This window comes from Lachnospira multipara ATCC 19207, assembly GCF_000424105.1.
Lineage (GTDB): Bacteria > Bacillota > Clostridia > Lachnospirales > Lachnospiraceae > Lachnospira > Lachnospira multipara.
On record NZ_AUJG01000001.1, the window covers coordinates 474,526 to 494,194 of the forward strand.

Annotated in this window: 15 protein-coding genes; 13 read left to right on the forward strand and 2 right to left on the reverse strand. The window is 35.3% G+C overall.

The genetic code is table 11. From position 1 onward, the window contains the following. Positions 1 to 2: 2 nt before the first annotated feature. The 3 genes from murI (at position 3) to trpD (ending at position 3,095) form a co-directional block, all read left to right on the forward strand. Positions 3 to 794 (forward strand): glutamate racemase, encoded by a 792-nt coding sequence (gene murI / locus G600_RS0102050; protein ID WP_027430447.1) that lies wholly within the window; start codon positions 3 to 5, stop codon positions 792 to 794. A 22-nt stretch (positions 795 to 816) separates the two neighbouring features. After that, positions 817 to 2,004: a flagellin lysine-N-methylase gene (fliB, locus tag G600_RS0102055; RefSeq protein ID WP_027430448.1), complete on the forward strand. Its 1,188-nt coding sequence runs from the start codon at positions 817 to 819 to the stop codon at positions 2,002 to 2,004. Between the two features lie 83 nt (positions 2,005 to 2,087). Next, on the forward strand, positions 2,088 to 3,095 hold the full coding sequence (gene trpD, locus G600_RS0102060) for an anthranilate phosphoribosyltransferase (RefSeq protein ID WP_027430449.1): 1,008 nt from the start codon (positions 2,088 to 2,090) through the stop codon (positions 3,093 to 3,095). 140 nt (positions 3,096 to 3,235) lie between these two features. Here trpD and asnB read toward each other — a convergent pair whose 3' ends face one another. Beyond that, positions 3,236 to 5,077, reverse strand: coding sequence for an asparagine synthase (glutamine-hydrolyzing) (gene asnB, locus G600_RS0102065; RefSeq protein WP_027430450.1), 1,842 nt, complete (start codon positions 5,075 to 5,077; stop codon positions 3,236 to 3,238). Positions 5,078 to 5,184: 107 nt separating this feature from the next. Continuing rightward, positions 5,185 to 6,180, reverse strand: a complete 996-nt coding sequence (locus G600_RS0102070; RefSeq protein WP_027430451.1) for a LacI family DNA-binding transcriptional regulator — start codon at positions 6,178 to 6,180, stop codon at positions 5,185 to 5,187. Between the two features lie 339 nt (positions 6,181 to 6,519). Between G600_RS0102070 and G600_RS13480 the strand changes: the two genes are divergently transcribed. From G600_RS13480 to licT, 10 genes are all read left to right on the forward strand, one after another. Continuing rightward, positions 6,520 to 7,911, forward strand: coding sequence for a PTS transporter subunit EIIC (locus G600_RS13480; protein ID WP_034245171.1), 1,392 nt, complete (start codon positions 6,520 to 6,522; stop codon positions 7,909 to 7,911). Between the two features lie 91 nt (positions 7,912 to 8,002). Beyond that, complete coding sequence (locus tag G600_RS13485; protein WP_051195315.1) at positions 8,003 to 9,382, forward strand: glycoside hydrolase family 32 protein; 1,380 nt, start codon at positions 8,003 to 8,005, stop codon at positions 9,380 to 9,382. Between the two features lie 57 nt (positions 9,383 to 9,439). Then, the gene (locus tag G600_RS0102085; RefSeq protein WP_027430452.1) at positions 9,440 to 10,417 is read left to right on the forward strand and encodes a carbohydrate kinase family protein; all 978 of its coding nucleotides are present in this window, start codon (positions 9,440 to 9,442) and stop codon (positions 10,415 to 10,417) included. A gap of 113 nt (positions 10,418 to 10,530) precedes the next feature. Then, positions 10,531 to 11,742, forward strand: a complete 1,212-nt coding sequence (locus G600_RS0102090; protein ID WP_027430453.1) for an NADP-dependent isocitrate dehydrogenase — start codon at positions 10,531 to 10,533, stop codon at positions 11,740 to 11,742. A gap of 179 nt (positions 11,743 to 11,921) precedes the next feature. Then, a complete protein-coding gene (locus G600_RS0102095; RefSeq protein ID WP_051195316.1) occupies positions 11,922 to 12,530 on the forward strand; it encodes a putative ABC transporter permease in 609 nt (202 codons plus the stop codon). Positions 12,531 to 12,539: 9 nt separating this feature from the next. Then, a complete protein-coding gene (locus G600_RS0102100) occupies positions 12,540 to 14,348 on the forward strand; it encodes a glycerophosphodiester phosphodiesterase family protein (RefSeq protein ID WP_027430455.1) in 1,809 nt (602 codons plus the stop codon). 78 nt (positions 14,349 to 14,426) lie between these two features. Then, the gene (gene hflX, locus G600_RS0102105) at positions 14,427 to 15,668 is read left to right on the forward strand and encodes a GTPase HflX (RefSeq protein ID WP_027430456.1); all 1,242 of its coding nucleotides are present in this window, start codon (positions 14,427 to 14,429) and stop codon (positions 15,666 to 15,668) included. Between the two features lie 2 nt (positions 15,669 to 15,670). Next, a complete protein-coding gene (locus tag G600_RS0102110; protein WP_027430457.1) occupies positions 15,671 to 16,159 on the forward strand; it encodes a dihydrofolate reductase in 489 nt (162 codons plus the stop codon). 210 nt (positions 16,160 to 16,369) lie between these two features. Next, positions 16,370 to 18,355: a zinc ribbon domain-containing protein gene (locus G600_RS13490; RefSeq protein ID WP_034245174.1), complete on the forward strand. Its 1,986-nt coding sequence runs from the start codon at positions 16,370 to 16,372 to the stop codon at positions 18,353 to 18,355. A 408-nt stretch (positions 18,356 to 18,763) separates the two neighbouring features. Then, positions 18,764 to 19,597, forward strand: coding sequence for a BglG family transcription antiterminator LicT (licT, locus tag G600_RS0102120; RefSeq protein WP_027430458.1), 834 nt, complete (start codon positions 18,764 to 18,766; stop codon positions 19,595 to 19,597). Positions 19,598 to 19,669: the final 72 nt, after the last annotated feature.

Genomic DNA, 19,669 nt, shown 5'->3' on the forward strand with positions numbered 1-19,669 from the left:
GTATGAAAGTTGGTTTTTTTGATTCTGGTATAGGCGGATTATCCACTCTACATCAAAGTATGAAGGTTTTACCAGAGGTGGACTACTATTTCTACGCGGACACAGATCATGTGCCTTACGGAGAAAAGTCCATTGAAGAGATAAGAAAATTAGTTGATCATGCAGTTGGATTTCTAGTTGATAAGGGTTGTGAAGTTATTGTCCTTGCTTGTAATACAGCTACAACAGCAGCTATAACACCTCTTCGTAATAAGTATAAGATTCCAGTAATTGGAATCGAACCTGCTGTTAAACCGGCAGTTGCCCACTGTAAGGATAAGAGAGTTATGGTTATGGCAACACCAGTTACAGCTAAAGAACCGAAATTAAAGAATCTTATTTTGAAGTATGATTTGGAGAATAAGGTTGATGTCGTTCCAATGCCAGGTCTTGTTAGACTAGCACAAAACGATGAATTTTCGGGAGATAGACTCCTTAATTATATTCACAAAGCATTAGCAGATTATAATTTAGCTGACTACTCACAATTAGTGCTTGGATGCACACATTTTAATTATTTCAAAGACACATTTGCAAAGGTATTCCCAAATGATATTGAAATGTTAGATGGAAATTTAGGTGTTTCAAATCATCTAAGGGAAACAATTATTAACACAGGTCTTGTAAAGGAAGAAGAACTAGTTGGAAGAGGCAGCGTGGAATACTATTATTCAGACCGTAAGATTGAAGATGGAGAAGAACTAGAACATATCAAGGCTCTTCACCAGAGATTAGAGAGAAATCTTAAGTTATAGATTAGATAAGGGTAAATAAATTATGAGATTAAGGGTTCCATTTTATTATAATGATTTTCATTGCATTACAGATAGATGTAATGATAACTGTTGTGTAGGTGGATGGGAGATAGATATTGACGAGGAAACTTATGACTATTACATGAGTCTTGAAGGGGAATTAGGTGAGACAATTCGTAATAGCATAGTAACAAGCGAAGATGGAGAGCATATGTTTAAGCTTAATAATGGACATTGCCCATTATTGCTTGACTCAGGACTTTGTAAGGTCCATGCAGAATTAGGTGAAGAACACTTAGGTGTTGTCTGTTCGCAATTTCCAAGATACAGCGAGTATTTTGGGGAGTATAAAGAATCAGGTATTGGTTTGGCCTGCGAAGAGGCAGCAAGAATTGTTTTATCAGCTAATGAGAAATTCAGCTTAGTTGAAAGCGAGCTAGATGAAGAAGTTGTAGAAGATAGTGAATTTGATAAAGAATATGCAGACATTATTTTTGCGGCACGTGATATCATTTTCAAGATCCTTGAGAAAAAGGAATTGCTTATACACGAGCGTTTAGCGTGCATATTAGAGCTTTCTGATAAGATGCAGGACTTAATTAACGAAGATGATTATGAGGGCCTAAATGCCTTAATTTCGAGCTATGATCAGTCAGATGTTGAGACCACTCTCATGTCTATTAATCGCGAATACGAGGATGGACGTTTTGATAGTCTATCTGAGACTGAAGGTATAAGAAGTATCATTTATGCTTACGAGGATATGGAAGTTTTAAATGAGGAATGGGAAAGGGATATTAAAGACGTGGTATTTAAGTTCCACGAGGCTTTAACTATCGAAGAGTATTATACCTATAATTCGAGATTTTTTGCCCTTATTCAGGAGCGTATGGATGAATATAAGAACCTTTTACAGTATTTTGTCTTTAGATATTTTGCTAAGGCAATTTATGACCATGACGTTTTAAGTAAAGCGAAGATGTTAGTTACTAATTTCTTTGTGATTAAAGAGATGGATATGGCTAAATGGATTGATAAGGGTTGGAATTTCACTCATGAAGATCAGTTAGATGTAATTCATGTTTTTTCAAGACAGGTTGAGTATTCAGAGGAGAATATGGAGGTCTTATATGAGGCCTTTATATTTGATGAAATCTTTGAAAAAGATAATCTAATGGGCTTACTTTGGATTGACAGTGTATCTATATAAATATAAAATAGTTCCATATAGTTGTCATACAACATTTGTATGTTGTATGATTACTATGTGGAATTTTTTTATAGGAGGAAGATATGATAAAGGAAGCTATTGCAAAGCTTGTTAAGGGCGAGGATATCCCTGAAGAGCTTATGACAGAAGTTATGGAAGAAATCATGACAGGTGAAGCTACTGATGCGCAGAAAGCCTCATTTTTAACAGCACTTTCAATTAAGGGCGAGACTATTGATGAGATCACAGCAGCAGCAAGAGTTTTAAGAGCTCATTGCGAGAAGTTCTTAAATGACATGGAAGTGCTTGAAATTGTTGGTACTGGCGGAGATGGTTCTAATACAATTAATATTTCTACACTTTCATCAATTGTTTCTGCAGCAGCAGGGATTGCAGTTGCAAAGCATGGTAATAGAGCAGCTTCAAGTAGGTGTGGTACAGCTGATGTACTTGAGGCACTTGGAGTTAAGATTGACTGTGCTCCAGCACGTTCAGCACAGATCTTACATGATATTAACCTTTGCTTCTTATTTGCACAGAAGTACCATCCAGCAATGCGTTTTGTTGGTGGCGTTAGAAAGGAAATGGGAATCAGAACTTTATTTAACTTACTTGGCCCTCTTGCTAATCCAGCAGGTGCTACAATGCAGTTATTTGGTGTATATAGCGAAGAGCTAGTTGAACCTCTTGCTCACGTATTACACAACTTAGGCGTTAAGAGAGCTTTAGTAGTTTATGGTATGGATTCCATCGATGAGATTTCTCTTTCAGCCCCTACAAAGGTTTGCGAATTTAAGGGTGATGAGTTTAAGAGCTATGAAATCGCACCAGAGCAGTTTGGTATGAAGCGTTGCAAGAAGGAAGAATTAGTTGGTGGTACACCAGAAGAGAATGCACAGTTCGCCCTTGAAATCTTAAAAGGTGCTAAGGGACCTAAAAGAGATGTTGTATTACTTAATGCAGGTGCAGCTATTTATCTTGCAAAGGATGATATTACAATGGAAGAGGCTATAGCTATTGCAGCAGATATGCTTGATAGTGGTAAGGCTCTTGAGAAGTTAAACCAGTTCATTGAAGAAAGCAATAAATGATTTGATGCTGATTATCAAAAATGCTACGATGGCATAAAGTTTAATCAGGATAATTTAGAAAAAAATTGACCTAAGACTTATGGTTTAATATAAGTCTTAGGTCTTTTTTATACAAAATTCAATTAGATATTAAGTTAGATTTAAGCTGCCATATCTGATACAAAGAAATCGTTGTACCATACAAGGAAGATGTAGATAGTCCAAATCTTTCTTGAGTTATCAGCCTTACCTTCCTTATGATCATCAAGATACTTAACAAGGTAGTCTGTGTTAAAGAATTCCTTAGCTGCATCGCTTGTGAAAGCTTCTTTAACGATGTTGTAATACTTTTCATCTCTTAACCAGATTCTAATTGGTACTGGGAAGCCAAGCTTCTTCTTTTCAGCAACCATATCTGGTAAGTGCTTGTTAGCTGCATGTCTAAAGGCAACCTTAGTATTCTCCTTAGTAACCTTAAGGTTAGTAGGAAGGTTCTTAGCCACATTCCAAACTTCCTTATCAAGGAATGGAACTCTAACTTCAAGAGAGTTAGCCATACTCATCTTATCTGCTTTAAGTAAGATATCACCAATTAACCAGAAGTTAACATCGATATACTGCATCTTAGTTACGTCATCTAAGTTCTTAACCTTTTCATAGTAAGGCTTAGTTAAATGAGTATGAGCATACTGGCCTGTTGGAGCCTTTAAAAGCTTATTACGTTCTTCTTCATTAAACATGAAAGCATTACCAATGAATCTCTCTTCAACAGTCTTGCTTGCACGCTGTAAGAAACTCTTTCCCTTAAACTTAAATGGAATAGCCTTAGCTACCTTAGCAAGAGCCTTTCTAACTGGAAGAGGAAGCTTCTGGAAAGCTGCTAAATCCATTGGTTCCTTGTAAATGTTATAACCACCAAAGAATTCATCAGCACCTTCACCTGACATAGCAACCTTAACATGTTCTGCAGCTGTCTTACTTACAAAGTAAAGAGCAATAGCAGCAGGATCAGCTAAAGGCTCGTCCATGTGATACTGAATCTTTGGAATAGCTGACCAATATTCTTCACTTGAAACAAGCTTAGAATAGTTGTCAATCTGTACCTTTTCTGAAAGAGACTTTGCATAATCGATTTCGTTATACTTGTTATAATCAAAACCTACTGTAAATGTCTTGTCTCCGTTAAATGTAGCAGCAACATAGCTTGAATCAACACCACTTGAAAGGAATGAACCAACTTCAACATCTGAAATCTTGTGGTATTCGATAGAATTTGCAACTACATCATCGATTTCCTTAATAGCCTCATCCATAGTCTTTGTAGAATCTGGAGTAAATTCAGGCTCCCAGTATCTTTCAATTTCCATTTTGCCTTCTTTAAATGTAAAGCAATGACCTGGCATTAACTTAAAGATGCCCTTAAAGAATGTCTCTTCAAGTACTGAGTACTGGAATGTTAAGTAGTTTTCAAGAGCAACAGGATTAACTTCCTTCTTAACATCAGGGTGCTTTAAGATGCTCTTAATTTCTGAACCGTAAACTAAATTGTTGTTAGCAATTGTATAGTAAAAAGGCTTAATACCAAAGTAATCTCTAGCGCCAAATAAAGTCTTATTCTTGCTATCCCAAATAACAAAGGCAAACATACCTCTTAACTTGTTAAGTAAGTCCTTGCCATATTCTTCGTAACCGTGAATTAAAACTTCAGTATCTGCCTTATTTGCAAATGTATGTCCCTTAGCAATTAATTCTTCTCTTAATTCTTTGAAATTATAGATTTCGCCATTGAAAGTGATAACCATTGTTTTATCTTCATTAAACATTGGCTGATCACCGTTATTTAAATCCTGGATTGAAAGACGTCTAAAACCTAGATGAATTGTGCCATCTTCATTGTATTCTCCTGAACTATCAGGACCTCTGTGAATAATAGTATCCATCATTTCTTTTAAAACTGCTTTTTCATTTTTGCACTTTCCAGTAAAACCAGCAATTCCGCACATAAAATGTACCTCCCGTTATTAGAATATAGTTTATACTTTTTTCTTTTGAAAATTGTTTATTTTGTGAACTTTCTAACTATAGCATTATGTAAAAAAGTTATCAATGTTTAGCTGAGTTTTTTTGTAGATTCTCTCTCTACTAAGTTATATTCAAGTTGAACGCTAAGATTAGGGCTAGTCTTTTCTTTCTTGTTTATCTTGTCTAAAACTAGGCTAGCTGCCTTGATTCCTGCATCTTCATAGAAAAAATGTACTGTGGTAATGGAAGGGTAGGATACAAGGGATAGCTTGCTATCACCAAAACCTGTCACTTCAATATCCTCTGGAACTTTAAGGTTGGTTTCCCTTAAATACTTAATGGCGCCTGCTGCAATTGTATCTGTGGCACACATAATTGCATCAATAGTCTTATCATTACTAATAAGTTCCTTACAAGCCTCATAAGCTGCATCAAAGCTAAAAGTTACTTCTTTAATGTTCTTTTTATGGATAGTCTTTCCATTTTCCTTAAAAGCATCTATAAAACCTTTACGTCTATTAAGGCCTACTGCCACATCTTCAGAAGTTACGGTAATCATTGCGGGATTAGTTGAAGTCTTTGAAAGCTTGCGGCCAAGGCTTAGGGCAGCATGATAATCATCAGAATATATGCAAGAATAGCCCTTAACATTTTGCCCTAAAATAACAATTGGCACCTGATAAGAAGCCAAAGTCTTAATGTGCTCTTTTGTAAAAATTGTACCTAGTAAAATGATTCCATCTACGTGATTCTCCTTAAAAAGGCGAAGATACTTTAACTCCTCACTGGCATTGTTGTTAGTTGAAGCAAGTAAAATCTGATAGTTCTTCTTTGAAAGAACACTAGTAATACCTGAAACCATGCGACCTATTGAATCAGAGTCAATCTTAGGAATAATTACACCGATGTAGTTAGTCTTTTTGCTTCTAAGAGTTTGGGCGTAGCTTGATGGAGTGTAACCAGTCTCTTCAATAATCTGCTTAATCTTGTCTCTCTTATCTTGACTAACATAACCATCATTAAGATATCTAGAAATAGTGGCGCGCGATACGCCAGCTAACTTTGCAATTTCATTTATTGTCATAATACCCTCCCCAAAAATTGGCTATTAATTGAGTTCTATAAATGTATAAGTTAATAGAAACAATAGATAAAGTATACCATAATCTGTTAAAATATTATTATTAGTTAGTCCGTTTTATTTAGAAGTTAATAATCTTGTTGAAAATGCACAAAGAAACCACAAATTAATTGTGAGAACTGTGCATTTACAACAAAAGCATCAGTAACTATAATATGCATTATAAGACATGAGAACGTTCTCACACAATGGGATGTAGTAAATGTAACGTTTTTATGTTTTAAAAAATGTAAAAACGTGAGAATGTTCTCACAATAATTTTTAGTGATATGGAGGTAAGCTATGGATTATTCAAAGGCAGCTAAACAGGTGCTTGACGGCGTTGGTGGAGCAAGTAACGTCGTATCTGCTGCACATTGTGCAACAAGACTTCGTCTAGTAATTGCTGATAACAGCAAGGTAGACAAGAAAAAGATTGAGGATGCTGAAGGAGTTAAGGGTTGTTTTGAGGCCCAGGGTCAGCTTCAGGTTATTTTTGGAACAGGTATTGTAAATGATGTTTACGATGAGTTCATTAAGTTATCAGGAACTAAGGCTAGTTCTAAGGAAGAGGTAAAAGAGGCCGCAGCTAAGAAACAGAACATTTTCCTAAGAGCTATTAAGACTTTAGGTGACATCTTCGTTCCTATTATTCCAGCAATCGTAGCAAGTGGTTTATTAAACGGTTTACTTGGAGGCCTATCAAGTGCTTTCCCAGAAATCGCTAACTCAGATTTCTATGCAATAATTAACCTCTTCGCAGGTGCAGCTCTTAGTATGTTACCAATTCTTATTGCAATTAGTGCAGCTAAGAAGTTTGGTTGTAATGAGTTCCTTGCAGCTGTTATTGGTTTTATTATGATTCATCCAAACTTAACAAATGCTTGGTCAGTAGCAAGTATTGAAGCTGCTGGCGGAACAGTTGATAAGTGGTCTGTTTGGTTTGGTCTTTACGATGTAAATCAGGTAGGTTATCAGGGCCATGTAATTCCTGTAATTATCGCAATTTTAATTATGTCTGTTATCGAGAAGAAGTTACACAAGATTGTACTAGCAATGCTTGATTTATTTGTAACTCCACTTGTAACAGTTTTAGTAACAGGTTATTTAACACTTACAATTATTGGACCTATCTTCTCAACAGTAGAGGGTTGGGTATTAACAGGTGCTCAGACACTTATCGGCCTTCCATTTGGTATAGGCGGAATCTTAATTGGTGGTCTTTATGCAATCACAGTAGTTGCAGGTCTTCATCATATGTACAACATGATTGAAGCTGAGATGTGTTCTTTAGCAACTCCTATGAATACATGGATGCCAATTGCTACAGCAGCTAACGTAGGCCAAGGTGCAGCAGCTCTTGCTGTAGGTATCAAGTCAAAGAATAAGAAGATTAAGTCAATGGCAATGCCAGCTTCCTTCTCAGCTTTCCTTGGTATTACTGAACCAGCTATCTTTGGTGTTAATATTAGATTTATGAAGCCATTTGTTGCAGGTTGTATCGGCGGTGCCGCAGGTGGATTTGTAGCAGCTATATCAGGAATTTATGCTAGTGCATACGGAATCACAGGTCTATTTGGTTTCCTTATTACAACTAAGTTTGTAGTAGGCTATGCCTTAGTAATGCTTGTTTCCTTTGTTGTATCCTTTATTTGTTCATGGATTCTTTATAAGGATCCAAAGGAAGAAGCTTAAACTTAACATATTCTAAAGAAATAGGGACTAATTATTTATAGTTAGTCCCTATATTAACTTTTATGAAGAATACATTGGAGGACAAGAAAATATGTATAAACACAAATATCATATAATGCCGCCAAAAGGCTGGTTAAACGACCCTAATGGCAGCTGCTATTATAAGGGCTTATATCACATTTTCTTTCAGTATAGTAAAGATGATGTTAATGGCGGTCTTAAAACTTGGGGCCACTACACTTCAAAGAACCTGGTGGATTTTGAATTTAAGGGAGAGGCAGTTTTCCCTGATTCAGAATGGGATAAGGACGGGGCTTATTCAGGCACAGCCTTTATAGATGGCAACACTTTAGAACTTTTTTATACTGGAAATGTAAAGCATCCTGGTAACTACGATTATATAAACGAGGGCAGAGGCCACAATGTCTTATTTTTACAATCAGAGGATGGAATGCATTTTAATAATAAGACCTGTCTTTTAACTAATGCTGACTATCCGGATAATATGAGTTGTCATGTTAGGGACCCTAAGATTTTTTATGAAAATGGACTCTACTATATGTTACTTGGTGCAAGAACGAGAGATAGTAAGGCCGCCTTTCTTTTATATGAATCTGAGGATAGAAAAAAATTGACATTAAATAAGTCCTATATCTCAGATAATGATTTTGGATATATGTGGGAATGTCCTGACTTTTTTGAATTAAATGGACATAAAGTATTATCCTTTTGTCCACAAGGTTTGGAGTCTAGTTTGGATAGATTTGCAAATGTATATCAGTCAGGATATATAATGAAAGATTTGAATAAATTAGACATCGTAAATAGAAATTGCGACGAACTTAAATCAGAAATAAAGTTAGAAGACTTTGTGGAATGGGATTTAGGTTTTGATTTTTATGCTCCTCAGACCTTTAAGGGAGAGGATGGAAACATTTACTTAATTGGCTGGGCAGGAGTACCAGATGCCCCTTATGGAAATGCAGCTTCAATAGCGGAAGGGTGGCAGCATTCCATGACTTTAGTTAGACGTTTAAGCCTTAAGAATAATAAGATTTATCAGGAGCCTGTAATTGGTGATATACAGGACAAGTTTGAAGATATAAAGGTAACTAAATTAGAAAATAATGAAAGCTTAGTAAAGACTAATCTTTATGCAAATATTGAGATAGAAGCGGATAAGGATTTATCTGTGGAATTTAACAAAGACCTTAAAATCTCTTATAATAGCGAGGCTAAGGAACTTCTTATGGAATATTTTAATGATACGGGAGATGGTAGAGATAAAAGAAAGGCTAAACTAGATAGCCTTGAGAATCTATCATTCTTTATGGATGGCTGCATCCTTGAAGTGTATGCAAATTCAGGGGAAGCGGTTATGACTACAAGATATTATCCTTTAAAGAAGGAAATCGATATTAAAATTATTAATGAAAAAAATGTATGTGCTAGAGCTTATAAAGAGAATTAATTTTTATAAGAATCTGGCAAGGATTAATTAAAAGAAAATGTGAAAGTGAGATTAAAAATGAAGAAATTACTTGCAATTGGTGAAGCCCTTATAGATTTTATTCCGGGAGATGTAGGAAAGGCTATTAGTGAAGTTAGCTCTTTTAACCCTAAGGTAGGTGGCGCACCTGCTAATGTGTGTGGCTGCTTTAAAAAGCTTGGTGGAGAATCAGCAATGATTACTCAGGTAGGCGCTGATGCCTTTGGTGATAAGATTGTAAATGAGCTTGCTAGCTTTGGTATTGATACAAGCACAATTAAGAGAACTAATAAAGCTACAACTTCACTAGCTTTCGTTGCCCTAAAGGAAGATGGCAATAGAGAGTTTGCCTTCTTTAGAAAGCCGGGAGCAGATATGCTCTATGAGGCAGACTATTTAGAAGAGGATGTTTTTAAGGATAATTTTGGCCTACATTTTTGTTCCGTAGATCTTGGAAATTTTCCAATGAAGGAAGCTCACAAAAAGGCTATAAAGCTTGCAAGAGACAATGGGGGCCTTATTAGCTTTGATCCTAATTTAAGATTTAACCTTTGGGATAGTAAGGAAGAACTATATAAGGCGGTTTGGGAGTTTATTCCTGAGGCGGATATTCTAAAAATTTCTGATGAAGAGATTGACTTTATTGCAGGTACACATAATATCGAAGAGGCTCTTCTAAAGCTTATGCAGGGGAATGTAAAACTTGTGATTTACACAACAGGTTCAAAGGGAGCTTACGCATTTTCAAAAGAACACAAGGCCTTTAGTAAGGCAACAAGCCACAAGGCAGCTGATACAACTGGGGCAGGAGATGGCTTTATTGGCGCCTTCCTTAATAGACTTGCTATGGATAATGTTAAAAGAGAGGGCTTAGAAAGTCTAGATTCTAGTCGCCTTCAGGCTTATCTTGATTTTGCAAATGTATGCTGCGGCCTTAGTGTTACAAGAAAGGGTGCAATTGCTTCATATCCAACTGAGACAGAAATTCTAGAAGAGATGAAAAACTACAAAAATTAAAGCAATCAACTCCTATCTTTTATTTACAAAAAAAGCTACATAATTTATAATAAACAAGAATTTTTATTGATTAAGAATTTGGGTCTGACAATAAAAGCTAGGAGGAAGAGTAAATGAGCAAGATTAAAATGACAACTCCATTAGTTGAAATGGATGGAGATGAGATGACAAGAGTTTTATGGAAGTTGATTAAGGATGAGTTACTTAACCCTTTCGTAGAGCTAAATACAGAATACTATGATTTAGGATTAGTTCATCGTAATGAAACTAACGATCAGGTTACAGTAGATTCAGCAGAGGCAACTAAGAGATTAGGTGTTGCTGTTAAATGTGCTACAATCACTCCTAACGCAGCCAGAGTTAAGGAATATGACCTTAAGGAGATGTATAAGAGTCCTAATGGTACAATTAGAGCTATGCTTGATGGTACTGTTTTTAGAGCTCCTATTATTGTAAAGGGCATTGAGCCATACGTTAAGAACTGGAAGAAGCCTATTACAATTGCTAGACATGCTTATGGTGATGTTTACAGAGCTTCAGAGATGAAGGTAGCTGGCCCTGGTAAGGCAGAGCTTGTATTTACTGATGAGCAGGGTAATGAGCAGAGAGAATTAATTCATAACTTTAAGAGCGCAGGAATCCTTCAGGGTATGCACAATATTGAAGACTCAATTGAAAGTTTTGCTAGAAGTTGCTTTAACTACGCACTTGATACAAAGCAGGATTTATGGTTTGCAACAAAGGATACAATTTCAAAGAAGTATGACCATACATTTAAGGATATTTTCCAGGATATTTATGATAAGGAATATGCTGATAAGTTCAAGGCAGCAGGAATCGAATATTTCTACACACTTATTGATGATGCTGTAGCAAGAGTTATTCGTTCTGAAGGCGGTTATATCTGGGCATGTAAAAACTACGATGGTGATGTTATGTCAGATATGGTTGCAACTGCATTTGGTTCATTATCAATGATGACAAGCGTACTTGCTTCACCTCATGGTTACTATGAATATGAAGCAGCACACGGAACAGTTCAGAGACACTATTATAAGCACCTTAAGGGTGAGGAAACATCCACAAATCCTATTGCAACAATCTTTGCTTGGAGCGGTGCTCTAAGAAAGAGAGGCGAGTTAGATAACTTAGCTGATCTTTGTGATTTCGCTGATAAGCTTGAGAAGGCTTGCATTAAGACAGTTGAAGATGGAAAGATGACAAAGGATTTAGCTTTAATTACAACTAATCCTAATCCAACAACACTTAATACACAGGACTTCATTTCTGCTGTAAGAGAGACACTTGAAGGTCTTTTAGCTTAAGATTATTTGCAGGGTATAGGAAAATGAATTGCTATACCCTGTTTTATTGCGATTCTAGGGCAAGTATTGTAATATTTATATAGAAGTAATATAATTTACTTTTGGTATAAAATACGAAGTTTTCATGATAAAATTCATATTATACATTAGATAAAAACGAGGGAAATTAAGGAGAGAGTATGATTCATTCAATTTTAAACTTTACATTTAGAGGCATGAACATTAATCAGTTAGTGATTTGGTTTTTTATTTACAGCTTCCTTGGCTGGTGCATGGAATGTGTAGTTATTAGACACCAATTAGGATATTGGGAGAATAGAGGTTTTGCAAAGTCTCCATTCTGTATTATCTATGGTTTCGGTTTATTCTTTGCATTTATTTTATTTAGACCAATTGAGCATAATTTCTTTGCACTCTATATTGCAGGAGCAATTTGTGCAACTGCCTTTGAGTTTTTAACAGCACAGGTTATGTTAAAGCTATTTGGCGAAGTTTGGTGGAATTATGATCATTTAAGATTTAACTATAAAGGTATTATTTGTCTACAATCAACTATTGGATGGGGCTTTGTAGCTGTATTTGTGTTTGGTGCAGTTAATAGACTTGTTCAGAATATTGTTTTCTCCATCAACCATAAAGTGGCAGTGGCAATATCAATTCTTTTAATTGTAGTTTACCTTGTAGATTTTACATATCATTTTTCAATGAGATTAATTCAAAATGAATCAATGAGAGAATTCAATTCAAAAGCACGAAACACAGTGAAAGAATTTTTTAGAATAGGTTAGTATTGAAATATGATTGAAAGCATAAAAGAAAATTGGGGATTATTAAAAAGAAGCGGTAGTAACATAATAAAATTTGAGCTAGCATACAAATTAGCTGCAATAGCCATTACAGTACCCTTGTTGGTTTTAATCTTAAATCTAGGAATGAAGATTGCTAATATCAGATATTTAACTAATGGCTATATAATTAAGGCGCTGACTAACCCTTTTGTTATTATGCTTATTATTTTTGCAATATGCTTAATAGTTACATATTGTATCTTTGAAATGTCGTATTTAGTAGTAGCATTTGAAACAAGTAGAAGAGGATATGAGGCTTCAGTTAAGGATTGTTTATACAATTCTTATAAGAGATTAAAGAACAACTTTAAGCTAAAGCACTTTCCTCTTTTCTTTGTTTATTTGTTAGCTATTAGTTTTGTCAATGTAGTAGTCTTTATCAATATGATTTTTACTGAGACTAATTCTACATTATTTAAGATTTATGTCATTAATAATAAGTGGTGGGTAAAGCTAATTATTGTCTTAGTTTTACTAGCAATTTATGCATTAATAATATCAGGTATCTTCACAGCTAATATCCATATATTAGAAGAAAAGAAGTTTTCAACTAGTTACAAATTAAGTTGCAAGATAGTAAGAAAGCATATTTTCAAGGTTTTGGCAAATGTATTGGTCTATAATCTTTTAGTAGCTCTTGCTTTGTTATTAATTTATATTGTAATTACATTTGTTCTAGTATTAGGCGTTAAGATATTAGATATGGCTTATCTTGGTAGTACTATGTATTTATCAGTACTAAGAACCATCAAGGTTATATTTAATGTTTTATGGATGCTAATTTCCATTCCAGCTTCCTTTACTATGATTTCTAACATGTATTATAGTTTTGTGGATTCTGATTATATTAATTTTGACTACGTGGATATTGAAGAAGGTTCTGACAGAAAGAATGAACTTATCTATCGAATTATTCTTGCAAGCTCTACAATACTTTGCATTCTCTATGTGGCATTGTCCTTTAATGATAATCCATTTGAGAGGGTGGCTATTTTCCATGAAACACAGGTTACTGCCCACAGAGGGGACTCTAATAAGGCGCCGGAGAATACACTATCCGCCTTTTCGGCAGCCATTGATGACTTGGCAGATTGTATCGAGCTAGATATTCAGATGACAAGTGACGGAGTCCTTGTGGTTATGCATGATAGTAGCCTATATAGGACAACTGGTCTTAATAAAAATGTTAGCGAGGTAACCTACGAAGAAATCCAACAGCTAGATGCTGGCTCCTGGTTTTCTGAGGAATTTGCAGGAGAGAAGGTACCAACTCTAGAAGAGGTATTACAGTTAGTTCAAGGAAAGATTGATCTTAATATTGAAATTAAGACTAATAATACAAGATATGAGATAGCGCAACAGTTAGTAGAATTACTTGAAAAATATAACATGGTCAATCGAAGTGTTGTAACTTCCTTTGATTACGCCTCTCTTCAGGCAGTTAAATCCTTTAATGAAGATGTTCAAGTAGGTTATATCCTTTCTATGGCCTATGGGGATTTTTACAATATGGATGATGTAGATTTCTTTAGTGTAAATGCATCTTTCCTTTCAAAGAGAACGGTGGATGCTATTCATAATTCAGGTAAGATGGTTTATGCTTGGACAGTTAATTCAAGCTCTTCGGTAGTTAACTTAACTAACAAGGGCGTTGACTGCATTATTACAGATGACCCTGTAATGGCTAAGGAAGCGGTATATTCAAGAGATACCTCGGATACCATTTTAAGTATGATAAAGTATGTATTTAATTCTTAGCAAAGTTTAGGATTTGATACATTTTCATAAAAATTAGTTTCCAAAGAGACTTAAATAATAATAGAATTGAGGTTTTGTATGGCTTTATATGATACAGACGAAGAAATTGAAAGAGTTATATTAGTTGGGGTTGAATTAAATCCTAAGGATGATGTAGAGATGTCCTTAAATGAGTTATCAGAACTTGCAAAGACTGCGGGGGCTGTGACAGTGGGAAAGATGATTCAGCCAAGAGATTATTTCCATCCAGCTACTTATATAGGTAAGGGAAAGCTTGATGAGCTTAGAGCTTACATTGCAGAGACAGATGCAACGGGCATTATTTGTGATGATGAGTTAAGTCCGGCCCAGCTTCGTAATCTAGAAGATGAGTTAAACACTAAGGTTATGGATAGAACTATGGTTATCTTAGATATATTTGCAAGCCGCGCCACAACTAGTGAAGGTAAGATTCAGGTGGAGATGGCACAGCTTAAGTATCGTTCAACTCGTCTTTCTGGACTTGGTACATCCCTATCAAGACTTGGTGGTGGTATTGGTACAAGAGGCCCTGGTGAGAAGAAGATTGAGACAGATAGACGACTTATTAGAGATAGAATTACTAAGTTATCAAGGGATTTAGATGAGATTAAGTCCCATAGAGAGGTGCAAAGAAGTAAGAGAGATAATACCTCAACTCCTGTGGCTGCTATTGTTGGCTACACAAACGCAGGTAAATCAACTCTTCTTAATAAGCTTACTAAGGCAAATGTATTGTCAGAGGATAAGCTTTTTGCAACCCTTGATCCAACAACAAGAGAACTTGAACTTCCAAATAAAGAGAAGGTTCTTCTTACAGATACAGTTGGATTTATTAGAAAGCTTCCACATCATTTAATAGAAGCTTTTAGAAGTACACTTGAAGAAGCAAAATATGCAGACATAATCGTGCATGTAGTGGACGCTTCTAATGAAGATTATGAAAGACATATGCAAACTGTTTATGAGACTCTAGAGGAATTAGAGGTTAAAGATAAGAAGATTATCACTCTTATTAATAAGGTGGATAAATTTGAAGAGGCCCCTGTTATTAAGGATGTTAAGGCTAATTATTGCATAAATTATTCTAATAAGGCTGGAATCGGTGAAGAAGAATTCCTAAAGGCCTTAGAAGAGATAATTATGGAATCTAGAGTTTATATCGAGAGAACATTTGCATATTCAGAAGCTGGCAAGATACAGCAAATTAGAGAGTTTGGACAGCTCCTTGAAGAAGAATATGTTCAAGACGGTATAAAGGTTAAGGCATATGTCCCAAGAGAAATTGAAGGGAGATTATAGATATGAACTTAATTGCAGCAGTAGATAATAACTGGGCTATTGGCAAGAATGGAAGATTGCTTGTTAGTATTCCAGAGGATATGAAACTTTTTAGAGAAGAGACTACAGGTAAGGTTGTGGTTATGGGTCGTAAAACTTTTGATAGTCTACCTAATAACTCAGCCCTTATTAATAGAACAAACATCGTTATTACAAGCGATAAGAACTTTAAGAATAAGGATTGCATCGTGGTGCATAGCCTTGAGGAACTTCTTGAAGAGCTTAAGAAATACGATAGTAAGGATGTCTATATTATTGGGGGTGGCATGCTTTATAAGGAGATGTTAGCTTACTGTGATACTGCACATATTACAAAAATCGACTATGAATATGAGGCAGATACACATTTTCCTAATTTAGACAAGGATCCTGAATGGAAAATCACAGCTAATAGCGAAGAACATACATTTTTTGACATTTGTTATGAATTTATACAATATCAAAGAGTATAGATAAACACTATAAGAGGCAATAAACGTGCGAAATCATATACGTTTACTGCCTCTTTTATATATAAAGTATGGTTGAAATGATATTAAAAATTTGATAATATAAACAACGTGATAAAGATTAGACAAAGTCGTATCACTAAAGAAAGGAAACTGTTTAATAATATACAAGTTTCCTATAAAGAAATTATATGTTTAAAAGGGAGAGATTTTATGTTTTGTACAAAATGCGGTTTTAACGCAGGCGACACAAAATTTTGTCCTAAATGTGGAGCTCCACTAGGTCAGAATAAGTCCGCAACAACAGAAAACACACCTGTTACAGAAGAAGTAACAAACACTCCAGTTTCGGAGAATGCAACTAACGTAGAGGCAAACACATTCAACGACGGTTTTAATCAGAATGCTAATACAAGCACTACAGAGGCTAACAACGGCTTTACACAGCCACAGGCTTTCGGTCAGCCACAGGCATTTGGTCAGCCACAGGCATTTGGTCAGCAGCCAAACGGCGGTTTTGATCAGGCTCAGTATGGTACTGTAAACCAGGCACCTAAGGCTAAGAAGAAGTGGCCTAAGGTAGTTGCTATTGTAGTTGCAGTAGTTGCAGCATTAGCAGTAATTGGTTATTTTGCATATCCATTTATTTATAGCTTAGTTTCACCTAAGGCAAAGGCTGAGACAGCTCTTAAGAACTTAGGTAAGAACGTTGATTCTTATGTTGATGAAGTACTTGAGAATGGTCTTACATCAACAGATACACAGGTAGCTAACGAAACATCAGTTACACTTAAAGCATTAGAGTTTAACGACGAAGACTATTTAGAATACCTTAACGCTAAGACAGTTAAGTGGGATATTCAGTCAGACGTTGAGAATGGCGAAATGTCAGGTGATATCGCAATTGTTGATGAAGATGGCGATGAAGTAGTTACTATTGAAATGTACTCAGATGGAAGCTATGTATACTTTAGCTGTCCAGAATTATTTGAAGAGTCATTTAAGATAGACGTTGATTCAGTTTACTCTTCATATTCATCATACTCAGCAATGCTTGGTTCACTTTCTTCATCAGGTTCACTTGATTTAGAGCAGGTTGAACAGTACTCAGATGAAATTAAGGCAGTAGTTGGAGATGTATTAAAGGGTTATAACGTATTTGTTGAAAACCTTGAATACAAGAAGGTAGATAATAAGACATTCAAGTCTGAAAATGGTAACATTAAGGTTACAGAATACGAAGTTACAGTAACTAAGGATGCTTTAGTTAAGGGCTTCAATGCTGCAGTAGATGCTTTATATAGTGATAAGGAAATTTCTTCTTATATGTCACTTTTAACAACATTCTCAGGTAGCTCAAAGGATTCTATTAAGTCAAGCTTTGAATCAGAACTTTCAAGCTTTAGCCCAGTATCCTTTAACATGTATGTAAACGATAAGAAGGAAATCGTAAGACTTTCAGTTACTGGTGAAGGTAATGACGGCGAAATCTTTGCTGAATTCATTGGTAAGAAGGATCCAACAGATTACATCCATGTAGGCTTTAACTATGAATCAGATGTAATTGATTTAGTAGTTAAGGAAGATGGTGACTCATACGATATCAACCTTAAGGCACAGGGAGAAGACCTTGATTTAACAATTGCTTCTAAGTTTACTAAGGACGGAGATAAGAAGGTAACACTTGATAACTTTAGCATCGTTGGTACAGCTGATGATGAGAGCTTTGATATTGAATTATCAGGCCAGTCAGAAATCAAGGATTACTCAGGTCTTAAGTATAAGAAGTCTGACTTCTCAGGCGCTTCTAATATTGAATACTTAACATCAAGTGAAGAACAGACACTTGCTCTTGAAGTATTAAGCAATATTGATGTATTAAAGAAGGTTGTTTCAGAAGACCTTATTGATGAATTATTTGGTTCAGCAATTTCAACATCAACTAATTCAAGCTATACAGGTACATATACAGCAGCTGATTATGGTATTTCACTTCAGATCAATGCTGATGGTACTGGTGTATTAACATCAGATGGATCATCAATTGATGTAGATGTTACAATTTCTGATGGCACAATCGTTGTTGCTAATGCATATGATTCAACAGATTACATTTCATATTCTGTTACATTTACAGATACAACAATGACATGGACTGATTCAACAGGTAGCTCAATTGTATTTACAAAGGGCGTTTAATCAGCGAGTCTTGACGATTAAATAAAAAAATAATTTTTGAAAAATATCATCGATTTTGATTGAAATTAAAAACAATCAAAATCGGTGATTATTTTTTATCTAGGCTTTTAGTCCTTTGCTAGAGGAAAGCTAGTATATAAGCTACTTTTGTAAGAAAAAGGCATGCTTTTTACAGATGTTATATTTTGATTGATATATGTATTTGAAAACCCAACCTTCATTTGTGAAAAATCAACGAACTACTTGACTAAAAAGGAAAAATAATGTACAATATAACTAAGATGTGAGGAACAGATTGTTACTTTTAGGAAGGCAAGACTGGATTGTACGTCGAGACTATTTTAGAATGTTGCTTATGAAAGTAACGAGGTAGTTTTTCGTGTATGATACTAGTCTTTTTTTGGTATTATGGTTATAGAGAAGGTTATTAACAACAATGTAGTAAGCTCCTTTGATAATGGTAGCGAAGTAATAGTAACGGGCAAGGGTGTCGGATTTGGCAAGAAACACGGCGAAGTTATTGATAAGGAAAAGATTGAAAAGATTTTCCACCTGCCGGCTGAGAACGCAAGCCAATATGAAAAATTAGTAAGTAAGATGCCTTATGAGCACGTTAGATTAGCTAACCAGATAATACATAATGCGAAGTTGCAATTAAACAGACATCTTAATCGTAATGTGTATATAACACTTACGGATCATCTCAATTTTGCAATTGAGAGAGGAAAGAAAGGTATTGTTTTCCAGAATGAACTTTTGTGGGAAATTAGTAAATTTTACAAAGCAGAGTTTGAAATAGGAAAGCAAGCGGTTAAGTTAGTAAAGGAGGCAACCGGAGTTGCCCTGCCGGAAGATGAGGCAGGCTTTATAGCACTTCATATTGTAAACGCAGAAACAGATGGAGATATGCGTACCACATCAGATTTACCCGCCATTATCAAAGACGTGGTTAATATCGTTACATATACTTTAGGTATAAATATTGATGATGATTCAATTAGTTATGAACGTTTCATTACCCACCTCAAGTTCTTAACACAAAGAGCTATCGCGGGAAAGGTTTATAGTGAAGATGATGAGTTATTCTTAGAAGGAATACAAAACCACTATAAGAAAGAGTATGGATGTGCTGGAAAGATAATTGAATACTTAAGTAAGAAGTTAAACTTCACAGCTTCTGAAGAAGAGAAGGTGTACTTAACTGTACACATTGCAAGAATTGTGAAGGAGTCAAAAACTTAATATCTATTTAGTTTGAGCGAATATGTGATAGGATTCGTAAAAACTGAATATTTTGTAATATTATAGTTATAT

Coding starts and splice junctions, on each gene's coding strand:
- murI (WP_027430447.1), top strand. CDS start 3: ATGAAAGTTGGTTTTTTTGATTCTGGTATAGGCGGATTATCCACTCTA.
- fliB (WP_027430448.1), top strand. CDS start 817: ATGAGATTAAGGGTTCCATTTTATTATAATGATTTTCATTGCATTACA.
- trpD (WP_027430449.1), top strand. CDS start 2,088: ATGATAAAGGAAGCTATTGCAAAGCTTGTTAAGGGCGAGGATATCCCT.
- asnB (WP_027430450.1), bottom strand. CDS start 5,077: ATGTGCGGAATTGCTGGTTTTACTGGAAAGTGCAAAAATGAAAAAGCA.
- G600_RS0102070 (WP_027430451.1), bottom strand. CDS start 6,180: ATGACAATAAATGAAATTGCAAAGTTAGCTGGCGTATCGCGCGCCACT.
- G600_RS13480 (WP_034245171.1), top strand. CDS start 6,520: ATGGATTATTCAAAGGCAGCTAAACAGGTGCTTGACGGCGTTGGTGGA.
- G600_RS13485 (WP_051195315.1), top strand. CDS start 8,003: ATGTATAAACACAAATATCATATAATGCCGCCAAAAGGCTGGTTAAAC.
- G600_RS0102085 (WP_027430452.1), top strand. CDS start 9,440: ATGAAGAAATTACTTGCAATTGGTGAAGCCCTTATAGATTTTATTCCG.
- G600_RS0102090 (WP_027430453.1), top strand. CDS start 10,531: ATGAGCAAGATTAAAATGACAACTCCATTAGTTGAAATGGATGGAGAT.
- G600_RS0102095 (WP_051195316.1), top strand. CDS start 11,922: ATGATTCATTCAATTTTAAACTTTACATTTAGAGGCATGAACATTAAT.
- G600_RS0102100 (WP_027430455.1), top strand. CDS start 12,540: ATGATTGAAAGCATAAAAGAAAATTGGGGATTATTAAAAAGAAGCGGT.
- hflX (WP_027430456.1), top strand. CDS start 14,427: ATGGCTTTATATGATACAGACGAAGAAATTGAAAGAGTTATATTAGTT.
- G600_RS0102110 (WP_027430457.1), top strand. CDS start 15,671: ATGAACTTAATTGCAGCAGTAGATAATAACTGGGCTATTGGCAAGAAT.
- G600_RS13490 (WP_034245174.1), top strand. CDS start 16,370: ATGTTTTGTACAAAATGCGGTTTTAACGCAGGCGACACAAAATTTTGT.
- licT (WP_027430458.1), top strand. CDS start 18,764: ATGGTTATAGAGAAGGTTATTAACAACAATGTAGTAAGCTCCTTTGAT.